Raw genomic sequence first — 22,938 nt, forward strand, 5'->3', positions numbered from 1 at the left:
AAAGCGTGTCCGGTATTTACATCTGTGAGCAAAAGTGGCTCTATCAGCAGAAATAGGGCAGGCTGGTTGGCCTGCGGGGGGATGCGTGCAGAAGCAGAAAAAAATAATGGGTGTGCTTGCGGGCAATCTGGCGTCCCGTTTTGTTGCTCTGAGGGTTGCCCTGGGTGCATGTTTGCTGGTTGTTGCCCTTTGCGCCTTGGTTTTGGCTGGCAGCAGCGCGGCAAGCGCCGAAAAGCCAGCGGATGCTGCTTTGGCCCAGCGGCTTGATACCGTGCTGGACAAGGCTGTTGCCGAGGGCCGCATAGTGGGGGCTGTGGTCATGGTGGCCCGTCAGGGACAGGTGGTCTATGCGCGGGCTGTGGGTATGGCCGATGCGGAAAAATCCACCCCTATGAGCCCGGATACGCGTTTTCGGCTGGCCTCCATGAGCAAACCCATTGCGAGCGCCGCAGCACTTGCCCTGGTGGATAAGGGCATGATTGCTCTGGACGACCCCGTTACCCGCTGGATCCCCTCCTTTACCCCTGCGCTTGCGGGCAAGGCGGATCCGGTCATTACGGTGCGCCACCTGCTCACGCACACTGCCGGGCTTTCCTATGGATTCTCGGAGCCGTCCGATGGCCCCATGGCGCTGGCCGAAGTTTCCGATGGACTGGATGACCCGCCCCTCACGCTGGAAGAAAACATCTGGCGGCTTGCCACGGTGCCGCTTTATTATGAGCCGGGTACGGATTGGAAATACTCCCTTGCCATTGATGTGCTTGGCGAAATCGTATCCCGGGCTGGCGGGGACAATCTGCCCAGTGTGGTGCAGCAGCTTGTAACCGGGCCGCTGGGAATGACGCACACGGGTTTTATGGCAGATGATCCTGATCTGCTTGCCGCACCCTATGTGTGGGCCAATGGCAAGGTCCACCGTATGGCCGAGACTGAAATTGTACCCAACGCTGTTTCCGCAACGCGTTTTCAGCCGGGGAGGGCGCTGGACGAGCAGGCCTTTCCCTCCGCTGGCGCAGGGATGGTTGGAACAGCGGCAGACTACCTGAAATTTCTCGAGGCAGTGCGCAAAAACGACGGTTCCATCCTCAAGCCGGAAACCGCCAAGGCCATGACTGCCGATCAGGTCTGCCCCATATTGTCGCAAAGGCTGAGTGTAACCGCAGGTAAAACCAATGAGGTTGTGACGCCGGGCTGGGGGTTTGGCTTTGGCGCTGCAGTGCTGCTGCGCCCTGAAAAGGCGGAATACCCGGCGGGCCAGTACACCTGGAGCTGGAGCGGCGCTTACGGGAGCCATTTTTTCATGGATCGCGCCAACGGCATATCCTTTGTGGCGCTTACCAATACCACGCCCACGGGTATGGCTGGGCCGTTTGCGGTTGACCTTGCAAAGGCTGTGTACGGTAAAAAGTAGCCAGAGTTATGAAGCCATGGTCGTACACGCTGGCGCAAGCACTTTGCTGATGGGCTTCCCCCATTTTTTGCAGTGCAGACTCCTGCTTTTACACGTTTTTAAAGCCCCTTCGTCCATTCCGGCAAAGCTGGTGGAAGAAGGGGCTTTTTGCCTATAAGCTGAATGTTTGCCCTTGTGCCTTACATGCGGTTCAGGGGCAGTTTTACAAATTGCAGGCCATTGACGGCCTTGCCGAATTTTCCTGTGCGCATGTTGGCCTGAAGGGAGGGCAATATGAGCGGCGGCACGGCCTTGCCGTTATCGTCCGCCTTGCGTTTTGCCACAAATTCGGCTTTGCCCACCTGCAGGTTCAGCCGCACGTTGGCGGTTTTCTGCTCGCCAACCGTTGCCATGCACTGCGGTCCCCGCACACCCTCAGGCGGGTAATCGTGCCCCACATAGATGCGCAGGTCATCGGGCAGGGCAAAGAGCTTGCGGGAGGAATCATAGGAATCTTCTGCGCTGCCGCCAGGGAAGTCGCACCTGCCTGAACCCACATCGGGCAAAAAGATGGTGTCGCCCACAAAGGCCGCATTGCCCACAATATAGGTGGTGTCTGCGGGGGTATGCCCCGGCGTGTGGATGATTTTTGCGGGCATGTCGGCAATGGTGAATTCTTCATCATTTTCAAACAGATGATCAAAGGCCGAGCCGTCGGCGGGCGTGTCCTCCTGCGTTTGAAAAATGGGGGTCCAGGTGGAAATGATATCCAGCATGTGTTTGCTGATGGCTATTTTTCCGCCCATTTTTTCCTTGATATAGCTGGCTGCGGTGACGTGGTCTGCGTGGATGTGGGTTTCAAGAATCCACTCAACCACAAAGCCTTGCTGGCGGACAAAATCAATAACGGCATCGGCAGAAACAGTGGATGTGCGGCAGGCGTGGAGGTCAAAATCCAGCACGCTGTCTATAATGGCGCAACGCTTCTGGGCATCGGTTGCAGACCAGACCACATATGTCCAGGTAGCGGTAACGGGATCAAAAAATCCGCGCACGTTGGGTGCAGACATGGCGAACTCCTTTGCAAAAAAGCTAGGGTGAAAGTTCCGGCACCAAGGGATGGCGCGTTACTGGCAGCTTGCGCCGGGGCTTTTGCCAGCTCCAATGGGGCAAGCGCCGCCAGAGCAGCCCTTTTTGTTCCAGGGTGCGCGCGTGAGCAGAAGGGCTAGGCCGCACCAGTTGGTAAGGCCGGAAAATACCTGCCCGCAGCCAATAAAGAGCGCGCCGAGCAGAAAGGCCTTGTGTGCAAAAAGCCCCAGCAAAACGAACAGGGCTGTGAGTGCCCCGGCCACAAGGCGCACCTGCCTGTCCAGTGTGGGTGAGGTTTCGCCTGTTTTGGGCAGCGCCTGCCCAGTGGTGGGGAATCCAGCTTCCTTGCAGGCCGCAAGGCCGCCTTCAATAACAGTTATGTCCGTAAATCCGGCTTCGGCAAATTTGGCCGCCGCCGTTTGCGCACGTCTGCCGCTGGCGCAAAGGGTATAAATGGGGGTATCTGTCAATGCCCCGCTGCGCAGGGCAACCATGTGAGGATCAAGCTCCGTCACCGGGGCCAGCGTGGTCGGAAGGACGAGGCGTTTTTCCGCAAACTCCATGGGGGAACGCACATCCACTATGAGCGCCTGCTTGAGGTCTTTTTGCCGCAGGGCTTGTGCGCTGATGCTCTTAACAGTTGTCATCATGGCCTCCTTCGGGGGATAGCCTCCGGTTGGAAGGGTATGAAGAGCCGTTCATAGCCGTATCTGTGACTTGCTGTATATGGTGCAGCCCCTTACATGGTATCTCACTATGGGCAGACTGCAAAGCAGCAAAAAAAGTACACATAGTAGTTGGCTAACGTAACTTCTTTTCAGGTAATCATGTTTCCGGCGGGTGCAAGGCCTGATTGGAAAAGTTGCATTTGCATATTGCCCCCTGCGAGGCTGTAGTTGCAACTAGGCGATTTGCGGTTGCGCTGTGCGTGGAAACAGCCCAGAGGTAAGCGGGCAGGGAGGGAGGAAGAATTTTCAGAAAAGAGCGTTTCTGGAGGTCTGGCGAGGTTTAATCCGGCTCCTGCAAAGGCGCGTCAGGCGTGGTGGACAGAAGCTGCTCCAGAACAGAAAACATTTTGCTCATGACAACCGGTTTTTCCAGAAATTCATCCATGCCGGATTCAAAGGCGTTCTGTATTTCATCGGCAAAGACATTGGCGGAAAGTGCCACAATGGGCGTGTCCACATCAAACTCACGTATTTCGCGGGTAGCCTGATAGCCGTCCATCACTGGCATGCGGATGTCCATCATGATGATGTCGTAATTACGGCCTTTGGCCTTTTCCACCCCTTCTCTGCCATTGAAGGCCTGTTCGCAGAGCATACCTTCGCTTTCGAGCATTTCTTTCAGGATTTCACTGTTGATGACGTTGTCTTCGCAGATGAGGATATTCCTTCCCTTAAGCGAGGCAGCGGCGGGTTGTTTGCAGTTTTTCTTGTAAAAAGCGGCGATATCTGCGGCGCTCGCTTTTTTGTGGGGCAAAATCACCGTAAAGGTCGTTCCCTGGCCCGGCGCGGATTTGCAGGTGATGTTGCCCCCAAGAATATCGACCAGATTTTTTACAATAGCCAGCCCAAGCCCGCTGCCAACGCTGGACACATGATCTTCCTGCGTGAACGGGGAATACATGCTGGCCTGAAATTTTTTGCTGATTCCCGGCCCGTTATCAGAAATGACGTGGGTCACAACAATGCTGTCGGCATTTTCGCCGCTGATGTCGTTGCGCCATGTTATGGTTCCGCCGGGTTGCGTGTATTTGACGGCATTGTTCAAGAGGTTGACAATGATCTGCTGAACCTTGCGTGTATCAATCTGCGCATGGCAGGAGGTTGCCGTGCAGTTGAAATGCGTTATGAATGTGATGTTTTTTGCCTCTGCCTGGGGCCTGATGATGGATTCGATGTTTCTTGCGCTATGTGCGCCAGTACAAATTGTCGGTACAACATCAATTTTTCCATTAGAGAGCTTTTGCAGGTCAAGAATGTCGGAAAGAATGGCGAGAAGGAAAATTGAACACGCTTTGATGGTCGAGAATGTCTTGGTGAGGTCAGGATCATTGTGTTTTTTCAGTTCAAGGTCTGAAAAGCCCACAATGGTGGCAAGGGGAGTGCGCATGTCATGGCTCATGCGCAAGAGAAAGTCCGATTTTGCGCGGTTGGCTTTGCGTTCCTTCTTCAGCGCTGTGTGCAGCTTGGCATTGAGATCCACGATGTCTTTGCGCAGCATGTATTCACTTGTGACATCTTCAAAACTGCCAACAAGGCCTACAATTTTACCGCCTTCATAAAGCGGGCTTTTACTGGCTACAATGTGGCGGTTTTCGCCCTTGCAAAAGCACATGCCGGGAACCCGCGTGGTGCTCTCGCCCTGCAATACTCGCAGTTCATCATTTTTGTACGGGTCTGGGTTGCTATGCCAGCCCATGTCTTCATCATTCTTGCCCAAGAGCACCTGCTCGGAATCAAAGCCATAGTATTCCAGAAAAGCCTTGTTTACGCCGGTGAAACGCCTTTTTGCATCTTTCCAGAAGATTGCAGCCTGCGTGGTATCCAGAATTTTTTGCAGCAGAAGCTGGTTTTGCCGGTTGTGCGCTTGGGTCCCTTTTTCCGTAGAAATATTGACAAACGCCAGTTGCAAAACTTTTTGGGGGATAACCCAGGAGAGACTGACGCGAATCCAGCAGACCTGACCATCGCGCGGGCGCAGTCTGCACTCCAGAGGCTGCACGGCCTTGCCGGATATGAACATTGCCAGCAGGTGTTCTACCCTGCACACATCGGCACTGTGAACATGCATGAGTTCACTGACGTGGAAGCATTTGCTCGCATCACGTCCCGACGTGCCTGTCATGGCCAGTGCCTCGCTGTTCATGTAGGTGCAGTGAAGCTGGGCAGGCCCCTGCGTGACCTTCATGCGGATGATGCCGATTGGAATATCAGACAGAACATCAGCAGGTTGCTGCTCTGCTGCAGAAATCCACAATACGCAAACGTCGTCTTCAATCCGCTGGCAGCGGCAATCAAGGAAGCAATGCATGGTTGCGCAAAATACTGTCCATTCTTCCGCAAAATCGTGTGCGAGAGATTTGTCCAGATGCCCCCTGTTTTCGATAATTTTTTCTAAGTCTTTAAATTCAGTGATTTTTAAGAGTTCAGTAAATCTTGTGTTTGCGGCGCTAATGGAAAATGTATCGCCCTCAAGCCGAGTTAAAAGGCAACATGCAATATTTGTTGAACTATTCCACTTCATGAATTGATCTGTCAGATTTTTGTTCATGGAAATAGTCCCTTGCTTGAGGCTGACTAGCATGGAATGTATTTCAAATTAGTTAAATATAAAATTTATCTGGTGTAAATGCGAATTTTTCTTATAAAGCCAAATCACTGTATCGTTGTGAATTTATAAATTTATGACTGCGATTGCTGGCAGGTACGCCTGAATGGTAAAAACGTATTGTGGTACGCCTTCAAGGCTGATCACGGGTATATTGCGAACAAGCGGGCGCGTATTGGGTAAATGGTATCAATGACTGCATCCACATCGCACGATGCGAAATACTAGAATATGCATAAAAAACAGCGGATTTTCCATGGCTGGAAAATCCGCTGTCAGGGTATGTCGCGATAAAAATCAGCGCGTTGGCCTGCGCTCTGGAACGTTATTTTTTCAGGGCCAGAAAATCGTGCTCGTCCGGGTCATAATATTTGATTTCGCCAGATTCAATATAATAGAGCCAGCCGTGAACGTGCAGATCGCCCGATTTTACTCTGTCGCGCACGCACGGGTAAGTCATGAGGTTTTCTATTTGAAAAATGATGGAGAGTTTCTCTGTCAGGCGCAGCAGTTTGTCCTGTCCAACTTCCTTGCCAAGTGCCAACAATGCAAGTTCCTTGGCTTTTTTGCCCAGCGAAAGCCATTTTTGCGTGTGCACAAAGGCCTCTTCGTGAATATCCTTGTACAGGGCTGCGATGGCACCGCAATAGGTGTGGCCGCAAATGATGATTTCTTCAACATTCAGAGCTGTTACGGCATATTCAATGCCTGCGGCCATGGCGTGATAGTCTTCGTCTGGCTTGTAAGGAGCCACAAAGTTGCCCACATTGCGCAGCACAAAGAGCTGGCCGGGAGGAGTGTTGGTGATAAGCGATGGAATGACCCTTGAGTCGGCGCAGCCGATATAGAGCACCTTGGGGTGCTGGCCGCTGGAAACCAGTTCCAGAAGCTCATTTTCATGCTTGCAGAAATAGTTTTTTTGGAAAAATTCATTTCCCTGAAGCAAGCGTTCAACGTTCTTCATCAAATAACCTCAATGAGCCTGATGGGTTGGGGCGTGCAGTTGCTGGATTTTTTGGGGGGCGAAATTTGTGAAACATTGGTATTGCGTCTCTGGCTACGAGGGGCTGGATTGTCTGCAATCGGAGTAGAGCTTTTTGTTTTGGCTGTTCGGAAGGCAGTAGCTGGCCTGGTCAGTGCTGCTGTCTGCCGGTACTGGCACCTGTCAGCGCTGGCGCTTGAATACGTCCTTGCAGCAACATTCCATAGCCTGTGGGTAGGGCATCTCGTGTCAAACGTCAAGAAGAGGCTACAGGACCCGCAAACAGCATGACTGATGCGGGCCCTGTGATATCTGCGCCTGTTCGGAATCTACGGGAATTTATCCTTGCGACAGCGCCTTCAACTGCGCTGCAAGGCGTGAAAGTTCGGTAACTGTGCCGTACAGTTCACGCGTCAGGGTATTGGTGGTTTCCGCAACATGCTTCACATCTGTAATGGCGCGGTTGATTTCTTCGCTTGTGGCGGATTGCTGTTCCGCTGCCGTGGCGATGGATTGCACGCTGTTGCTGGCGCTGGCAACAATCTCCACTATCTGGGAAAGTGCGGCGCCGCTCTGGTTGGCCATTTCAGTGGCCCGGCTGACAGTGTCGGCTGTGTCGCGCATTTCCTGCATATTGCCCTTTGCCACAGATTGAATGGTGGTAATCGCCTCTGTGACTTCCTTTGTGGCCTGCATGGTCTTTTCCGCGAGTTTGCGCACTTCGTCCGCCACTACGGCAAAACCACGCCCGGCATCACCCGCGCGGGCAGCTTCGATAGCAGCGTTGAGGGCCAGCAGATTGGTCTGATCGGCAATATCCGAGATAACTCCCATGATTCTGCCAATGCCCTCGGTATGGGTTTCAAGGGATTCCATTTCCTTGAGCAGGGCGCCGGTGTGGCTGTTGACCTCTGCAATGGCAGAAACTGCCTCGTCAACAATTTCCGCGCCATGTCGGGCCTTTTGCCGCGCGTCTTCTGTCTGGTCTGCGGCGGAAGAAGCATTTTGCGCCACTTCGCGCACGGTGGAAGTCATTTCTTCCATGGCGGTGGCGGTCTCCTGCGCGCGGCCGTTTTGCGCATCCGCACCGTCCGAAACCTGCTGGAATCGATCCTTCATCAGACCCACGGCTTCTGTCAGGCTGTCAGCCGCTGCGCTTATGGAGGTATTCACGTCCTGCATATGCTTCATGGTGGCTTCAATTTCACGTTCTTTCAGCACCAGGGTGGTCACATCGCGCGCAATTTCCACATAGCCGATTTTATTGCCCTGGTTGTCGCGCAGCACATCACTGAACGGCTGAATATAATGCGGATTTTCCGAAGTGCCGATATCAAGTATGCGCGCCACCACAGACTTGCCGCTGCACTTGGACTGCGCAATGGGGCAGTCGTCGCTCTGGCAGACTTCGGTATTGAAGTTGTCGTGGCAGAACTGTCCGCGAAGCTTTGTGATATCCTTTTCGAGCAAGGTTTCCGTGGCTTTGTTGGCGATGATAATGCGGTAGTCGTCATCTACGCCAAAGATGGGGTCAGGCACGGAATCCAGCAGGTTTCTGTATCCCTGCACCTCCGTGAGCATGCTTTCAATCTTGTCCAGCAGCTGGTTGAACCATGAGGCCAGCGCCCCGATTTCATCCTCGGAGGAATACTTCAGGCGATTGGCCAGCACGGCCCTGTCTTCGGCAATCTCCTGAATGGTCTGGCGGATGCTCTGCACAGGCCGCAGCACGGTTATGCTGAGCACAAAGAACGTCATGACCAGCGGCACCACAAGCAGGGTAAGGAAGGCCGCCGCAAGGATGATCCCTGCACGGCTCATGATGCCCTGCTGTTCAGACAGATCAGTGCTGAACACGAGCACGCCGATCTGCTTGTCCTTGAAGTCTGTAATGGGCATGCCGGAAAGCAGGGTGGAGCCGACAATTCGGGTGGTCGATCCCTTGCGGGTTTCGTCCAGAAAGCTCTTGTCCAGCAATGCCTCGACCTTGCCGTCCTTGGTGCCGCTCACAAGAATATATGAATCGGCAACAATGGGGTGCTTTTCCTTGTTTTGCAGGCCCGTGGCTACCTTCAGATGCTCGGCGTTCATGTACAGCAGCGAGGATTGCCCCTCGCCAGCGCTCAGGCCGTTAAGCACATGCGTAAAACTCACCAGCACTTCAACAGAACCCAGCTGGCTGCCCGAAAGGCTTGTGACAGGCGCAAGACCCCGGATTTCAAAGCCGCCGCTGCCGATTTCGACCCCGCACAGGGCTTTGCCGTTCTTGTTTACCTCAAGCACCGTGGGGCGGAAGGTCGAAAGGTCGTCTGAAATATCAACCCACTTGCCATCCCGCTTGGTCTGTTTGTCGCGCCACAAGCGCACAAAGCTGCGGGCCGGGGGAAAGTGGTAGTGTATTTGCGGTTTTTCGCCCATGACCGCCTTGAATCCGTCCAGCATGGGAGCGAGGGAAGCGCGCAGCATTTCCCGCCCCCTTTGGGCGGAAGCGCTGTTTTCATCGTTAATGTCGCCTTCCATGGCTGTTCTGTAGGCGGCCTCAACCTCGGGCAGCCTGCTCACCAGCGCTGCCATGCGCATGGCCTGTTCGCTGCACAGCTCAATGGCCTGCTCCATCTGCGAGGAGCGGGCTTCGACCAAAGTCTGTATATTTGTTTCGTTAAGTCTTTCAAATTGCTTTTGAATGACAAAATAACAACAAATGCCGATAGCAAGTGTGATGCCAGCTATGGGGATGCAGACTTTTGCGCGTAATTGCATCAGAGTTCTCCATATGCAATAGTTTAAAATATTATCGCTTGCTTGTGAAAAAACTTTAGGCTCGTGGCAGTTTGCATAAAAAGACAAAGATTTAAACGCCACTATTTGTTAACATATAGTTTGAGGCGGAGTAAATTTGTTCAGAACACAAGCAGAAATGATACCATAGCAGTGTGAAAAAAACAAGTTCCCAGATGATATTGTTTAATAATGGGAAATTATTCTCAAAATTGCCATCCCGATGATTTTGCGGGATCGTTTTTTTTTGAAAACTGGGGGTAGGGATCTGAAAGCAGGAAACTGATAGCCGAAGCACACTGCAACTGGTGGCTGCGGATTGCTGAGAAATAGAGGCGGCAGAGGGGGCGGGGCTGCTGGTGCCCGTGCTGAGGGCCGGGCAGTGGGTGTGCTGGCGGATTTTTGCCTTTTGGCAGGCATTACCGTAGTATTCGCACCTGCGGCAGCCTGTAAACCGCCGCCCTTATGCACTGGATACAAGCCCCTGAGCTGGCTCATGCCTGCAAAGGCGGCATTTTGCATTTTTGACCATGCGTTATAACGCCAGGGAACCTATGAATTCTTTTATAGTAGATACAGAATTGTGCCGCAAGGACGGAATTTGCGCCAAAGTGTGCCCCATTCAGATTATAGATGGCAATGTGGGCGAATACCCCTCCATCTCTTCGCACAAGGTCAGGGTATGTATCGGTTGCGGGCAGTGCATGGCCTTTTGCCCAGCCAACGCCTGTTCCGCGCCGGGGCTTTCATCGCAGGACAGCAGCCCCTTGCGGCGTGAGCAGATACCATCCGCCGAGCAGGTTGAAGAACTCGTATTTTCGCGCCGTTCGATGCGGAATTTCAAAAACAAATCTGTTCCGCGCGAGCTGCTGCACAGGATACTTGACGGCGCACGCTTTGCACCTACGGCTAAAAACACGCAGGAGCTACGCTGGATTGTTTTGGAAACCCGCGAGCAGACGGAAAAGCTGGCAGCCATGGTCATTGACTGGTTGCGCGCCCTGCCGGAAATTGACCCAGCCACCGCCAGGGACGTGCATGCCGAAAGCCTCGTGCGGGCATGGGAATCTGGATATGACGTCATTACCCGCACGGCTCCGCATCTTGCCCTGATTGTTGCCCCCAAGGGACACTGGGGGCCTGCGGATGCCTCCATTGCCGCCGCCTATCTGGAGTTGCTGGCCCACGGGCACAAGGTGGGCTGTTGCTGGGGTGGCTACGTGTGCTTTGCCATGGGGCATCCCTCTGCACACGCTCTGCGGGCCTTTGCGGGCGTTAAGGACGATGAGCAGGTCTATGCCGCGCAGATGATGGGTTTTCCCCAGCTTGCTCCCCATTTCAGGCCGCCGCGCAAGGCGCTGGATGTCACCTGGCTGTAGGGCTGTATCCCCGTAGAAAAAATAAAGGCGGCAACCCGGGTTTCATGCCCAGGCTGCCGCCTTGTTTATTTGATGGCTGCTACTGTTTGCGACGGCGTACGGTAACGCTTTCGCCGCCGATACCCCAGTTATCCGTGGAGAGTTCTTCAATCAGAACCACGGTGGTTGCGGGGTTTTTGTTCAGTACCCTTTGCAGCAGCTCCGTGACGCCGCTGATGAGTTCTGCTTTCTGCTCCGCAGTGGGGGCTTCTGCACCGCCTGTTACCTTGATATTTACAAAAGGCATCTGTACCTCCGCGATTATTGCCTTAGGGGGCTTTTTCCATCACAACCTTGATGTCTGCCGGTTTGCCAAAGTAGGGCCAGCTTGTGACGAGCACGTCAACGCCAGTGGCCGCGTACTGGGCGGCGTTGCCGCCGTTGACGCCGCCAGCGGCCAGAATGACGATGTCGTCACGCAGGGCGCGCACAGCGCCCACGGTTGCGGCAAGGGTTTCGCAGTCGAATTTTTCGCACTGAACAATATCAATGCCCGCCTCCGCCACAAGCAGCGCATCGTCAAAGGTGTCCACCTCGGCGCTGATCTTGCGCTCAGGCGCTTTCGCTCGCAATTTGTCCATCATTGCTGCCACGCCGCGCAACGAGGTCTGCTGCTCGCCGGGCAGAAAAACGCGGTGCTGGTCAAAAATGAGGATACTGTCCGAGAGGTTTTGCCGATGTATGATGGCTCCTCCGTTCATCGCAGCCTCCAGGCAGATGGCCTTGGCGCCGGGAAAGTTTTTGCGCGTTACAGCCACGCGCACCGCGGGGTTGGCAGTGTGGGCCTGCTCCACCATGTGCGCCGCCCGCGTGGCAATGCCTGTCATGTATTCCATCAGGGTCTGGGCCAGCTTCCAGCCTCGGTGCAGGGGGGCGGCGGAGCCTGTGGCCTCCAGACATTGCTGACCCGCTGCAAGCCTGTCGCCGTTGGCGGCGGTGCGGCTGACAGAAAGACCGCATTTGCGCAGGAGCAATCCGGCTTCTTCCACACCGCTGATGGTGCAATCCGCCTTGGGCGCAAAGCGCATGATGCCCGAGGTTGCGGCAATACCGAGCAGTTCTACCGTAAGGTCAAGGCCGGGGCAGTCGTCTGGCAGCAGGCCCTCCAGCCATGTATCGGAACAGGGAAAGTGCATGACATGCTCCTTGTAAATGCAGAACACTATACAGGCTAGAGCAATGTCGGTTGAGAATGTTCCGTCAACGGCGCAGAATCGTGTATTTGCGCTGAAGCAGCGGAGTGATAATGCTCTAGAATGACCGTTTTTGACACCAATCAATGCCAAGGTACAGCAAAAGACTGATTATCGCCAGTATGGCGCAGAGCAGGGCTGCCCGCTGGAATTCGCCTGTGGATACAGCGTTGAACACTTCCAGCGAGAGCGTATTGGTGCGCCCCGCAATGTTGCCGCCGAGCATGAGGCTGATGCCCACCTCGCCCATGGCCCGCGTGATGCCCAGCAGCAGCCCGGCAGCAAGGCCATGCCGGATGAGCGGCAAGGTCACAAGAAAAAAACATTTGCGGGGGGATGCGCCGCACACCCGCGCCGCCTGCTCAAAGCGCAGCAGCTCGGGATTGTTCAGCGCTGTTTGCACGGGCTTGACCACAAGGGGCAGCCCTGCCAGCCATGCGGCAAGAATGATGCCCCCCTGCGAAAATACCAGGCTGACGCCCAGTGTCTCTCGCAGGGCAATGCCTCCCCATCCGTTGCGGCCAAAGAACAGGAGCAGCAAAAAACCCAAAGCCATGGGCGGAAAAACCAGCGGCAGGGTGATGATAAAGTTGACCACCCGCCGCAGATGCGGATTTTTCGCCATACCCAGCCGGGCAAGAGGAATGGCCGTCAGGGCATGCAAGATCAGGCAGACAATACAAACCCGCAGGGTCAGCAGCACGGAAAAGCTGACTTCAGGCGCACACAGGGCGCGCCACAGTTCATGAAGCTGCATGGCTACAAGCGCAGGCCGTTGCCCGCAAGGATGCGCTGCGCTTCCGGAGTTTTCAGAAACTGCATGAACAAGCGCACTTCGGCCTTGTTCTCCTGCCCGGCCACAATACCCGCCACCAGTAGCATGGGCGTATAGCCCTCGCGCACTTCCATCCAGCCGCCAACGCTGTCGCCCTGCTTGCGGGCAATGGCCTCGTTCACAAAGGCGGCGTCAAGATCGCCGGAAACAAGGTAGGAAAAAACCTGGGGCACAGTGGAAAGCATTGAAAGCTTTGCCTTGAGCGGCTCCAGCAGGTTGTTGCCCTTCATGAAGGCCACTGCCGCTCTGCCGTAAATGGCCGCCTTGGCATCGGGATAGCCGATTTTGGCAAATTCCGGTTTGGTGAGATCCTGCACCGAGGCAAGGTGCAGCCCTTTACGCCACGCCAGCACGAGCACGGCTTCGCCAAGCGGTTCATAGGCGGCAAAGGCCAGACCGGAATCCTGCAACGTGCCTTTTTCTGAAACAATAATGCTGACGCCGCTCCCCGCCTTGGCCTGTTCAATTATCTGACCGATATTGCCGCTGTACATTTCTGTGGGTTTTACGCCTGATTGCTGCGCAAAGGCAGCGCACAACTGCTGCACCATGGGCTTGTATCCAAGACCGGTGGTGATAGATGGCCCGTCAGCATGGGCCGACTGCGCAAAAACAAGGATGCATGCGGTCAGTATCAGCAAAAGGCGAAAACGTTCAGGCAATACCAGAGGCTTCATGTGCGGCTCCTGACAGATAAAAGGTGGGGTACGGCAACAGGCCCAGCCTGTGTGCCTTGTGTAGGGTATCCTCAACCATGCCTTGTGCTTCGAGACGGCCATGGCGCAACAGCAGCATGCTGTTGCCAAGCGCCAGCGTCTCATCCGGTGAATGGGTGACGTACAGCACTGGCACGTTCCACTGCTGCGGAATGCGCGCAATGTAGGCCATAAGGCCATCCTTGAGGCTCATGTCCAGCGATGAAAGGGGTTCGTCCATGAGAAGAAGGCGCGGGCGGCAGAGCAGGGCACGCCCAATGGCAACGCGCTGCTTTTCGCCGCCGGAAAGATGGGCCGGGCGTCTGTGCAGCAAGGGGGCGATATCGAGCAGATCGGCAACATCATCTATATCGGGCGCATCATTGCTGGCGTGGGCAGCATGGAACCGGAGGCCGAAACGCAGGTTCTCGCGGACAGAAAGGTGTGGAAACAGGCGGGCGTCCTGAAAAACATAACCCAGGCGTCTGGCCTCTGGCGGCAGATTTATGCCTTGTTCCGCGTTAAAGCAGGTGATGCCGTGGCAGAGTATCTGCCCTGTATCTGGCGTTTCCAGTCCTGCAATGCAATTGATAAGGCTTGTTTTTCCGGAACCGGAAGGGCCAAAGATCACAGCAATGCCGCACTCCGCAAGCGTAAATTCAAGTTGCAGTTCAAAATCGCCGTGTTTTTTATGGATATCTACGTGCAGCATGGCTTGTCCTGAACGCGGGGTGGGGCATGACCTGACGCCTTGTGCGGCCAGTTGCGTCATATCCAGCGATCATTAAGACCATACGGAGAGTGAAGCCATGTATCAATAAATACACGGTTTATATCATAAGCGTGAATGTCTCGGCGCGGCGGCAGGAACAGTCTGCATATCCCGAGGGATGGGCGGAGCTGGCTTGTGCGTTCGCTGTAGTACATGCAGCAGAGGTCAGCAAGGCCAAGGGCCACACCTCAGGCAAGCATGCGAAACGAAAAAAATTGGGTGTGGAAGGCGGAAGAAGCTTTGTGCCCCAGACAGGGCAGAGACAAGGGGCGTCAGCAGGGCCAAGGGCGCTTACGCGCCCATGCCTGCATTGCGTTCGATGAGTTTGACGGCCCTGGCAATCTGGCGGCCAAGGCTGGTTTCTTTGGAGAGTTCGCGTTCCACGCTGGTGATGCCCTTGATGACCGTGGAATGGCGGCGGTTGAATTTTTCGCCGATTTCTTCAAGAGTCAGTTCTGTGTGCTTGCGCGCGAGATAATACACGGTATTGCGGCCCAGCACGCATTCCTTGCGGCGCGAGCGGGAGCTGAGCTGGCGCTCGTTGAGGCCGTAGCTTTCACAGACCAGGCGCACGATGGTGGGCATATCCGGCCCGCAGCTGATCTCGGCGTACTGGCTGAGCACTTCCATAGCCAGGTCAAGGTTCAGCCCGCAATTGAGCAGACGCGCCTTGAAAATGAGGCTGTTCAGGCACGATTCCATCTGGCGCACATCGCCGTCGAGGCGGCAGGCCAGCAGCTCGCAAACGGAGTCGGGCAAAAGGACCTGAAAACTCTTGGCCTTGCGCTCAAGAATGTGGCGGCGCATGTCTTCTGTGGGGCGGCCAATATCGGTGAGGATGCCCGAGCAGAAATGCGACACAAGCTGGCTGTCCACACGTTGCAGTTCGCGCGGCGAAAACGATGAGGTGAAAATGACGCGTCCGCCCTTGGCCTGAAGGCTTTTAACCACGGCCAGAGCCATGTCCTGCATTTTTTCCTTACCCTGGAGAAAATGCACGTCTTCAAGCAGCAGCACGTCAAGATCGCGGAAACGGGTCTTGAAATTTTCGATGTCGTGGGTGCGCAGGGCAGCCACAAAGCGCGAGGCGAAGTCTTCTGCCGTAAGGTAGCCCACGCGCGCGCCGCTGCGTTCTTCTGCAATGGCGCGGCCCACGGCCTGCGCCAGGTGGGTTTTGCCAAGGCCAGGAGCGGAATTCATGAACAGGGTGCGTACACAGCCGCTGCTACGGCTCACATCCTGAGCTGCCGCAACAGCCATATTATTGGTGGGGCCAACCACAAAGTCCGCAAAAGAATAGCGCCAGTTGGTCGCCAGGCGATAGGCCGGGGTGCTGCTGATGGGCAGGGTGGCCTGCAACTGCGGGCGCGCCATCTGCTGGGCAGCAGTGTCCTGACGGCTGGCAGCCTCCGTGGCGTTGGCCGCCAAGCCAGAAAAGGTCGCGTTCAGTATGGAAGATGAGTGCGTGAACTGCTCTGCCGTGTCAGCCTGTTTGGCTGGGGCTTCTGCATTATGGGGCAGGGCGAAAGAAGCGGGCTGCTGCACAGGGCTGGTCGCAAAGGCCAAGTTATCCTGGTTGTCACGGGCTGGCAGGTTAGCCGCAGGCTTGCTGCTGCGGGCGGTATCACCTGCAGCGGTAATGCGCACGTCAACAGAAGATGGGTCAAGTCCCAGCACCGGGGCTGCTGCTTCGCGCAGGGTGGAGAGCATCTTGCCTTCAAGCCAACTGGCCACAAAAGCATTGGGCGCGGTAAGCAAAAGCCCCCCCGCGTGCACTTGTGCCTGCAAGGGTGCAATCCAGACCTTGAAAACGCCGGAATGCAGCATTTTCTTGAGATTTTCAGAAATTTCCGACCATTGTTCGCGCATGCCGCCTTGTAGCCCAAAATCAGATTTGGGGGCAATTGATGATTCCGAGCTGTTTGAGACATGGGGCCAATTTCTTATCCCCAACTTTGTTTATATCTAATAGGCTTGAATTTTAATATTTTTTAGTTACTCGGCCTGTAGTCCCTATGATGGGATATCCTTTGAACGCAAGGCTTTCATGGGGTGTCTTGGCATTTTAAACATGGCATCAAAAAGTTTTACACAAATATGATTTGTTTTTTCTCTGTTTTTCTTATCTATTCTCCATTTTTCAACTAGGTACCAGCAAACTATGCGCACCGTAAGGCAAGGCAGATTGTCAAGGGGGAAAAAGAAATTTTCGATGGTTTCGTGCCTCATAGCTGGACCGGAATTTCCACGAAAATTATCTAAAAACTGTTGATATTAAAGAAAGTTAAGAAAATATCCAGGCATGCCCGGAGCATGGGACGGCAGGGGAATACGCCTGAGGCCAGAATGCAAAAAACCCCGGCCTGAGCCGGGGTTTTGTTCCTGAGGGACGGGAAGTGCAAGCAGTGCTCGCGCTGAACTACCGTCCACAGCACGTTGCCTTGCCTCATGTGAGGCTGCAGTGCTTATCTGCGGCTTAGAAGCCGTAGCGCAGGCCGAGCATGAACTCGTTTTCGTAGGGGCGGTTGCCAACGTTGTACTTGTTGCCAGCAGAGGTGACGCTCACATCGTTGTAGCCAAGGCTCACAAAGCGGTAGCCAGCATCAATGGCGAAGTGCTCGTTGATGTTGAAGGCAACACCAGCGCCCAGGTTCCACGCAAAGTTGGTGGTGCGCTGATCGCCGCTGAACTTGTCGCCGTTGTTGGCGGTAAAGTCATAGCCAGCGTAGTTGAAGGCCATGCCAAGACCACCACCCACATACGGGGTCATGATGCTGTCGTTGTGGAAATCCCAGAACAGGTTTGCAAACAGGGTCGAGGAGTTCCAGGTACCCTTGACCTGCTTGATGGCCGCGCCGCCATCGCTCCAGGTCTTTTCATTGTTGCCGCGCATGGCGAATTCAAGTTCGGCACGCAGGGGCAGCATCTGCTGGGGCCAGAAGTCATAGCCCAGGGCCAGGGCGCCACCAAGGGTGAACTGGCTGTACTGGTCTACTCCGGAGCCAGCCAGGGCGCGGGAGCGTTCAATTTGGCCGGTATTTTGAAAGCTCATCAAGAATTTGGGGGCCAGATACATGCCGTTGCCTTCAGCAGCGGCAATGTTGGGCAGTGCCAGACTCAGCACCAACGCCAACGCAAGAATAAAGCGTTTCATGACAGTCCTCCTAGGTACTTTCCTCCAAAAAAATGAAGGCAGCTTTAAAGTTGAAACAATCATTAGAAAATGTCAATATTTTTTCTATATTGGCAGCAATAATGACGTATCATAACTGTATTGATCTTGCAAAACAGCATGTTGCAACGCGCTGATTCAACTGGAGACCCAATGTATACTGTACAAAAAAGAAAAACCCGGCTGTTTTTTAACAACCGGGTTCATATCGTATTGCGCCTTAAGATCTCACAGCCATCGCAACATCAGCAGGGCGCGCTTGGCCAGTTTTGCTTTTTAGAACGTGTAACCCACTGAAAGCATATAGATGTTTGCAGAAACATCCTTGGAATTGCCGCCAGTAATGCCTACCTCTGGCGAGATGCCCTTGGCATCGGTGCCGCCGTAGTCGAGAGAATTGATCCACAGGTGGGCGTAGGCGAGGTCCACGGTCCAGTTATTCCAGTTAAAGCCGGTGCCCACGCTGAGCGTTTTGCGGCCATTGGTGGGGATCATGAAGTCGGCGTGGCTTTCATTGACCACAGGCGTTTCATACGAAAAACCCGCGCGCAGGGTCCACCAGTCAAGAGGCTTGTATTCCACGCTGCCGTTGAAGTTCCAGCCGTCGCGCCATTCCTTGTTGTTGATGGAACTGTATCCGTTATCCATATAGATGTTCAGGGCATTGTAGGTGGACCAGCGGGTCCAGACCGTGCCCACTTCAAAACTCAGATTGTCCAGCGGCTTGTAGGTAACGCCCAGGGCTGCCGAATCGGGCAACTGAAGCACGGTGTTTGCGCCGCAGTTGCTGGCCTCGGGCAGGTGTTTGGCTTTGCTGATGGCGTTGTTGCCCTGATAGGCGAATTCCACGTCGCCATTGATGTTCATGGTCACCTGACTCTTGTAGGACAGGCCAACCGACCACTGGTCGTTGAGATGCATGTGCAGGCCAAGGTGGGCGCCATAACCCCATCCGTTCCCCTCGAGCTGCATGTCGTTGTCAAATTTTTTGCCGTTGTTGTAGGTCAGAATTTTGTTGCCCATGTACATGTGGGCGTTCATGGCTTCCACGCCTACGGAAAAGGAGACCGTATCATTGAGTTTGACTGCAAGGGTAGGCACAAAGGAAATGGTCTGTACGCCGATGTCATAGACGTTGTACCTGCCCGCCCAGTCACCGGAATAGCTGTTGCCAAGGCCGAAACGCGAAAAAACGCCCAGACCGACCCATGCGTTGTCGCTGAGCTGGTGGCTCAGATAGGCGTGCGGAGCATTCCAGAGTGCGGGTTTCGTGTAGGTCGAGGTTTCGCGGCCGCCATAACTGGTGGAAATACCGCCAGAAGGGCTGATGAGGGCAAAGCCGCCCATCATGCGGGTGCCGGGCAGTTGCGTGATGCCTGCGGCATTATACGCTATGGCCGAAACATCATCAGCGCGGCCCACCATGCCGCCAGCAAGGGAAACACCCCTGGCGCTCCATTCATTCAGGGAGAAACCTTCGCCCCAGGCTACGGGTGCGCAGCAGGCCACCAGAGCCAGCGCCAGACATACAGCACGAAAAAACTTCATCACCCCTCCACTTAGCTGCAAAAAAAGCGCACAACAGCCCATCCCGGCATACCTTAGCACGCTGGTACGGTTGCGATGTCGCAGAAACGGACGCGGCTGTAGGGCCGCCCTCGACAACAGTAATGGGATGTCACAACATATTTATCGGATCAAGGTCAAGGAAAAGTCGCAAGTGTCTTGAAGCTTTTTGTGACAAAGCAAAGAAATAGAGCGAGCGCAGCGCCTGCCAGTCTTGTCCCTTTATCAAACATGTAAAGCGCTTGCGCCCACGCAGCAGGGCCAGTGGGGCTGGGGCGGGGCCAAGAAGCTGCACTCCCAGTTCCGCAGCCTTCACGCGCAGTGCCTGGGCCAGATCGTTGAGAGCCGGGGGGCCGCCCTGTTCGTTCAACGCGTAGGATATGCGAATGAGCGCCAGACGCACGAAGGGCGGGTAACGGCGCAGCCGACGCTTGGCAAGCTCTGCCTGATAAAAGCCCTCATAATCTGCGGTGCGCACGTACTGCCAGCAGTAGTGCTCCACATCTCGCGTCTGGATAAGCACCCGGCCCGGCTTGTCGCCCCTGCCAGCGCGCCCGGCAGACTGCACCAGCAACTGAAATGTGCGCTCTGCGGCGCGGTAGTCAGGCAGATTCAGGCCAAGGTCCGCATCCGCGATGACTGCCAGCGTCACCAGCGGGAAGTGATGCCCCTTGGAGAGCATTTGCGTACCCACAAGTATGGGGGCCTCCTGCCGGGAAAAGGCCGCGAGGATTTCTTCCATGCGTCCGGGCCTGCGGGTGCTGTCCCTGTCCAGCCGCAACACAGGCCCCCCGGCCAGGACGCTCAGGCGCTCGGCAAGTCGTTCCGTGCCTCCGCCCATGGGCAAAAAGTTCATGCCGCCGCACTCTGGGCAGGGTGAAGGAAATGGGCGGTTGTAGCCGCAATAGTGGCAGACGAGTTTTTCCAGCCCCTTGTGGTAGGTGAGCCCAATTTCGCAGTGCGGGCAGCGCAGGGTGCGGTTGCAGTCCAGGCAGTACATCAGGGGTGCGTAGCCGCGCCTGTTCAACAGCACCACGGCCTGCTCGCCGCGCTCAATGGTCTCGCGCAGTGCCGCCTCGCTCTGCGGGGCCAGCAGGCCGTCCATACTGGTTGAACCGGGCGCGAGGGAGCTGATGTCCACCAGTTCCACCGGCGGCAGCTCGCGTCCGCCCACGCGGTGGGGTAGCCGCAGGATGGGCAAGTGGCCGTTTTCAGCCGCATAAAAGGTCTTGAGATCGGGCGTGGCAGAACCAAGCACCAGCAGCCCCTTTGCTTGGGCAACACGGAACCACGCCACTTCCTTGGCCTGATACGCCAGGCTTTCGTCCTGCTTGAAAGAGCCGTCGTGCTCTTCGTCCAGCACAATGCAGTTCAGGTGCGGCACTGGCAGAAATAATGCCGAGCGAGTGCCCACGACAATGCAGGGGGTGTCGCTTTGCGCCATCTGGCGAAAGGTCGCTTCCCGCCGTGCGGGCGACTGGTATCCGTGGTAGAAAAATAAGGGAGCATCGGGCAGCGCGCAGGTGGCATCGCGCCGCAGTTTGTGGGCCAGCGCCACCTCGGGTGCGAGCAGCATGACGCTTTTGCCCGCCGCCAGGCAGGCCTTGGCAAGTTCAAGGTACACTGCTGTTTTGCCGCTGCCGGTCACGCCAAAGAGCAGGCGGGAGGAGGCCTCGTCTGCCCGCAGGGCCTCCAGCATGCTTTCAAGCGCACATGCCTGTTCATCGTTGAGGGCAAAGGGAGCAGGCGGGGGCGGCAACAGGCTTTGCTCTGTGGCGTCCAGAGCGTCGTCATCGTCAACGCCGTTGTCTCTGGCAAGGTTGACGTGCCCGGCCTCCAGCAGGGTTTGGAGGGCCGGGGCGACTGCCTGACCGAGGGATTGCACCAGCCGCCTGCGGCTCACGCTGCCGTGCTGGTGCAGATAATCCAGAACTTCGATCTGGCGTTTGGCCGAAGGCCGCACAGGCCAGGGCGGGTCAACGCGCAGCAGGCAAAATTCTTCGCTGGCGGCGTCTGTGCCGGGGGGCAGCATGCGGGCCGTACCGTTGCGAAGGGCAGAGGCGAGCGCCTGACGCTGCTCAGGCTGGGCTTCACGGATGCGCGCAAGAGTCCAGGCCACAGCCTTGCCCGATTCAAGATTACGCAGTCGCACCCGTGCAAGGCGCAGCCCCTGTGGCAGCACATGCCCCAGAATATGGCCTGGGTGCAGCCCCTGCCGGCGGGCCAGATCCTCCGCCAGCTCCAACAGCACCGCGGGGAGCAGGGGGGCGTTTTCCAGCGGCCAGCCAAGACTTTTGCAGTCAACGCCTTCCGGCAGGTCGGCGGTGGGGCTGACGCGCAAAAGCACTGCGGCGCGCAGGGCGGTGCGTTCGCCCCGGCCCAGTGGCACTGCCACTCGCAATCCTGGCTGCCAGAAATCAGCGGGAAATTCGGGCGGCAGTGTGTAGGTAAGGCTGGCGTAGGGCGGAGTGAGCAGGGCGACGGTGGCGTACATGGGGGGAGAGTTACGTAATACGGCCCCAATGGCAAGCCTCCTCTGGCGAACCAGAGGAGGCTTGGGGCAATACATATGTGCAGCAGGTTTTAATGGAACTGCACAAAATTCTTGAGCAGCTTGAGCAGATCGTAGCGCAGCTCTTCGTCCTGAAGGGCAAAGTAGATGTTGGCTGTGAGAAATTCCGCCCAGTCGCCAGCGTCAAAGCGCATGCCCGACATACGCACCGCCATCATGCCCCTTTCCTGAGCCATGGCCTGAAGTGCGTCGGTGAGCTGGATTTCGCCGCCGTGACCGGGTTCGACCTTTTCAAGATAATCAAAGATATCAGGCGTGAGCACATAACGGCCAACAATAGCCATGCGCGAGGGAGCGTCTTCACGGGCGGGTTTTTCCACCATGTTTTTAACGCGGAACACGCCTGGGGTCACTTCATCGCCATCAATGATGCCGTAGCGGCTGACCTTCTCCCACGGTACTTCCATCACGCCGATGACCGGCATTTTTTCGGCCATGGCCACTTCAATGAGCTGGCCGATGCCGGGAGCGCCGCCAAACATGAGGTCATCGCCCACCATGATGGCAAAGGGGTCGTCACGCACAAGTTCGCGCGCGCACAGCACCGCATGCCCTAGGCCCAGCTGGCGCTTTTGCCGCACGGACATGATGTTGACCATCTCGGCCACCTTGCGCACTTCAGCCAGTTTGTCGAGCTTGCCAGCGCGTTCAAGCACTCCCTCAAGCTGGAGGTTGTAGTCGAAGTGATCTTCAATAACCGTTTTATCACGGTTGGTGACAAAGATTACATCTTCGATATTGGCGCGCTGCGCTTCTTCAACCACATACTGGATGACGGGCTTGTTGTAGATGGGCAGCATTTCCTTGGGAATATTCTTTGTTGCAGGCAAGGAACGGGTGCCCCATCCGGCCACGGGAATGACGACTTTACGAATATCCTTCATGCATGCCTCCAAGGGGGGTAGACAAAACAATTTTTATTAGCGGCAAACCGATGTAAGCAATAAACGGATAGCAGCCATACTGCAAGCAGTACCTGCCCGATCCGGGAGTGCCGCCGTGATGTTCAACAGTCAAATCAGCGCAGTTCGCGCTCAACCACAACGGCCAGGTCTTCAGCGAAAGTTTTGACCTTTTCGGGGTTTTCGCCTTCCACCATGACGCGGCAAAGAGATTCCGTGCCGGAGTAACGCAAGAGCAAGA

At 55.7% G+C, this 22,938-nt stretch carries 18 protein-coding genes; 2 read left to right on the top strand and 16 right to left on the bottom strand.

Annotated features, from left to right (window positions below; translation table 11 throughout):
* The first annotated feature begins 85 nt into the window (after positions 1-85).
* Positions 86-1,411 carry a serine hydrolase domain-containing protein gene (locus QZ383_RS00495; protein ID WP_291442148.1) on the top strand — a complete coding sequence of 442 codons (1,326 nt, stop codon included), beginning with the start codon at positions 86-88 and terminating at the stop codon, positions 1,409-1,411.
* A 179-nt stretch (positions 1,412-1,590) separates the two neighbouring features.
* Here the strand turns inward: QZ383_RS00495 and QZ383_RS00500 are convergent, their stop codons facing one another.
* The 5 genes from QZ383_RS00500 to QZ383_RS00520 all read right to left on the bottom strand — a co-directional run bounded on the left by QZ383_RS00500 (position 1,591) and on the right by QZ383_RS00520 (position 9,554).
* Complete coding sequence (locus QZ383_RS00500; protein WP_192111334.1) at positions 1,591-2,460, bottom strand: MBL fold metallo-hydrolase; 870 nt, start codon at positions 2,458-2,460, stop codon at positions 1,591-1,593.
* A gap of 57 nt (positions 2,461-2,517) precedes the next feature.
* A complete protein-coding gene (locus QZ383_RS00505) occupies positions 2,518-3,126 on the bottom strand; it encodes a rhodanese-like domain-containing protein (RefSeq protein WP_291442151.1) in 609 nt (202 codons plus the stop codon).
* A 361-nt stretch (positions 3,127-3,487) separates the two neighbouring features.
* Positions 3,488-5,515 (bottom strand): response regulator, encoded by a 2,028-nt coding sequence (locus QZ383_RS00510; RefSeq protein ID WP_291442153.1) that lies wholly within the window; start codon positions 5,513-5,515, stop codon positions 3,488-3,490.
* Between the two features lie 622 nt (positions 5,516-6,137).
* Positions 6,138-6,776 (bottom strand): carbonic anhydrase, encoded by a 639-nt coding sequence (locus QZ383_RS00515; RefSeq protein ID WP_291442155.1) that lies wholly within the window; start codon positions 6,774-6,776, stop codon positions 6,138-6,140.
* Between the two features lie 357 nt (positions 6,777-7,133).
* Positions 7,134-9,554: a methyl-accepting chemotaxis protein gene (locus QZ383_RS00520; protein ID WP_291442156.1), complete on the bottom strand. Its 2,421-nt coding sequence runs from the start codon at positions 9,552-9,554 to the stop codon at positions 7,134-7,136.
* A gap of 572 nt (positions 9,555-10,126) precedes the next feature.
* Between QZ383_RS00520 and QZ383_RS00525 the strand changes: the two genes are divergently transcribed.
* Positions 10,127-10,951, top strand: coding sequence for a nitroreductase family protein (locus QZ383_RS00525; RefSeq protein WP_291442157.1), 825 nt, complete (start codon positions 10,127-10,129; stop codon positions 10,949-10,951).
* A gap of 79 nt (positions 10,952-11,030) precedes the next feature.
* On the opposite strand, the gene QZ383_RS00530 is transcribed toward QZ383_RS00525, so the two are convergent.
* The 11 genes from QZ383_RS00530 to QZ383_RS00580 all read right to left on the bottom strand — a co-directional run.
* On the bottom strand, positions 11,031-11,237 hold the full coding sequence (locus QZ383_RS00530; RefSeq protein WP_192111341.1) for a 4-oxalocrotonate tautomerase family protein: 207 nt from the start codon (positions 11,235-11,237) through the stop codon (positions 11,031-11,033).
* Between the two features lie 22 nt (positions 11,238-11,259).
* Positions 11,260-12,126, bottom strand: coding sequence for a ModD protein (gene modD / locus QZ383_RS00535; protein WP_291442160.1), 867 nt, complete (start codon positions 12,124-12,126; stop codon positions 11,260-11,262).
* Positions 12,127-12,241: 115 nt separating this feature from the next.
* Positions 12,242-12,940, bottom strand: coding sequence for an ABC transporter permease subunit (locus QZ383_RS00540; protein WP_291442162.1), 699 nt, complete (start codon positions 12,938-12,940; stop codon positions 12,242-12,244).
* Between the two features lie 2 nt (positions 12,941-12,942).
* On the bottom strand, positions 12,943-13,695 hold the full coding sequence (gene modA / locus QZ383_RS00545; protein ID WP_291442163.1) for a molybdate ABC transporter substrate-binding protein: 753 nt from the start codon (positions 13,693-13,695) through the stop codon (positions 12,943-12,945).
* On the bottom strand, positions 13,673-14,425 hold the full coding sequence (modC, locus tag QZ383_RS00550) for a molybdenum ABC transporter ATP-binding protein (RefSeq protein ID WP_291442165.1): 753 nt from the start codon (positions 14,423-14,425) through the stop codon (positions 13,673-13,675). Before modC ends, modA begins: the two co-directional genes overlap by 23 nt.
* 351 nt (positions 14,426-14,776) lie before the next feature.
* The gene (locus tag QZ383_RS00555) at positions 14,777-16,354 is read right to left on the bottom strand and encodes a DnaA/Hda family protein (RefSeq protein ID WP_291442167.1); all 1,578 of its coding nucleotides are present in this window, start codon (positions 16,352-16,354) and stop codon (positions 14,777-14,779) included.
* A 607-nt stretch (positions 16,355-16,961) separates the two neighbouring features.
* A complete protein-coding gene (locus QZ383_RS00560; RefSeq protein ID WP_291442169.1) occupies positions 16,962-17,639 on the bottom strand; it encodes an outer membrane beta-barrel protein in 678 nt (225 codons plus the stop codon).
* Positions 17,640-17,933: 294 nt separating this feature from the next.
* Positions 17,934-19,205 (bottom strand): outer membrane protein transport protein, encoded by a 1,272-nt coding sequence (locus tag QZ383_RS00565; protein WP_291442170.1) that lies wholly within the window; start codon positions 19,203-19,205, stop codon positions 17,934-17,936.
* A 130-nt stretch (positions 19,206-19,335) separates the two neighbouring features.
* Positions 19,336-21,717 carry a primosomal protein N' gene (gene priA, locus QZ383_RS00570; RefSeq protein WP_291442172.1) on the bottom strand — a complete coding sequence of 794 codons (2,382 nt, stop codon included), beginning with the start codon at positions 21,715-21,717 and terminating at the stop codon, positions 19,336-19,338.
* Positions 21,718-21,806: 89 nt separating this feature from the next.
* Positions 21,807-22,679: a UTP--glucose-1-phosphate uridylyltransferase GalU gene (gene galU, locus QZ383_RS00575; RefSeq protein WP_192111349.1), complete on the bottom strand. Its 873-nt coding sequence runs from the start codon at positions 22,677-22,679 to the stop codon at positions 21,807-21,809.
* Positions 22,680-22,813: 134 nt separating this feature from the next.
* Positions 22,814-22,938 (bottom strand): hypothetical protein (locus QZ383_RS00580; protein WP_291442914.1); only part of this gene is annotated, 125 nt, incomplete at its 5' end.

This window comes from Desulfovibrio sp. (genome assembly GCF_019422935.1).
Taxonomy (GTDB): Bacteria; Desulfobacterota; Desulfovibrionia; order Desulfovibrionales; family Desulfovibrionaceae; genus Desulfovibrio.

Coding starts and splice junctions, on each gene's coding strand:
- modA (WP_291442163.1), bottom strand. CDS start 13,695: ATGAAGCCTCTGGTATTGCCTGAACGTTTTCGCCTTTTGCTGATACTG.
- modC (WP_291442165.1), bottom strand. CDS start 14,425: ATGCTGCACGTAGATATCCATAAAAAACACGGCGATTTTGAACTGCAA.
- galU (WP_192111349.1), bottom strand. CDS start 22,679: ATGAAGGATATTCGTAAAGTCGTCATTCCCGTGGCCGGATGGGGCACC.
- QZ383_RS00525 (WP_291442157.1), top strand. CDS start 10,127: ATGAATTCTTTTATAGTAGATACAGAATTGTGCCGCAAGGACGGAATT.
- modD (WP_291442160.1), bottom strand. CDS start 12,126: ATGCACTTTCCCTGTTCCGATACATGGCTGGAGGGCCTGCTGCCAGAC.
- QZ383_RS00555 (WP_291442167.1), bottom strand. CDS start 16,354: ATGCGCGAACAATGGTCGGAAATTTCTGAAAATCTCAAGAAAATGCTG.
- QZ383_RS00520 (WP_291442156.1), bottom strand. CDS start 9,554: ATGCAATTACGCGCAAAAGTCTGCATCCCCATAGCTGGCATCACACTT.
- QZ383_RS00515 (WP_291442155.1), bottom strand. CDS start 6,776: ATGAAGAACGTTGAACGCTTGCTTCAGGGAAATGAATTTTTCCAAAAA.
- QZ383_RS00560 (WP_291442169.1), bottom strand. CDS start 17,639: ATGAAACGCTTTATTCTTGCGTTGGCGTTGGTGCTGAGTCTGGCACTG.
- QZ383_RS00500 (WP_192111334.1), bottom strand. CDS start 2,460: ATGTCTGCACCCAACGTGCGCGGATTTTTTGATCCCGTTACCGCTACC.
- priA (WP_291442172.1), bottom strand. CDS start 21,717: ATGTACGCCACCGTCGCCCTGCTCACTCCGCCCTACGCCAGCCTTACC.
- QZ383_RS00565 (WP_291442170.1), bottom strand. CDS start 19,205: ATGAAGTTTTTTCGTGCTGTATGTCTGGCGCTGGCTCTGGTGGCCTGC.
- QZ383_RS00530 (WP_192111341.1), bottom strand. CDS start 11,237: ATGCCTTTTGTAAATATCAAGGTAACAGGCGGTGCAGAAGCCCCCACT.
- QZ383_RS00540 (WP_291442162.1), bottom strand. CDS start 12,940: ATGCAGCTTCATGAACTGTGGCGCGCCCTGTGTGCGCCTGAAGTCAGC.
- QZ383_RS00505 (WP_291442151.1), bottom strand. CDS start 3,126: ATGACAACTGTTAAGAGCATCAGCGCACAAGCCCTGCGGCAAAAAGAC.
- QZ383_RS00510 (WP_291442153.1), bottom strand. CDS start 5,515: ATGCATTGCTTCCTTGATTGCCGCTGCCAGCGGATTGAAGACGACGTT.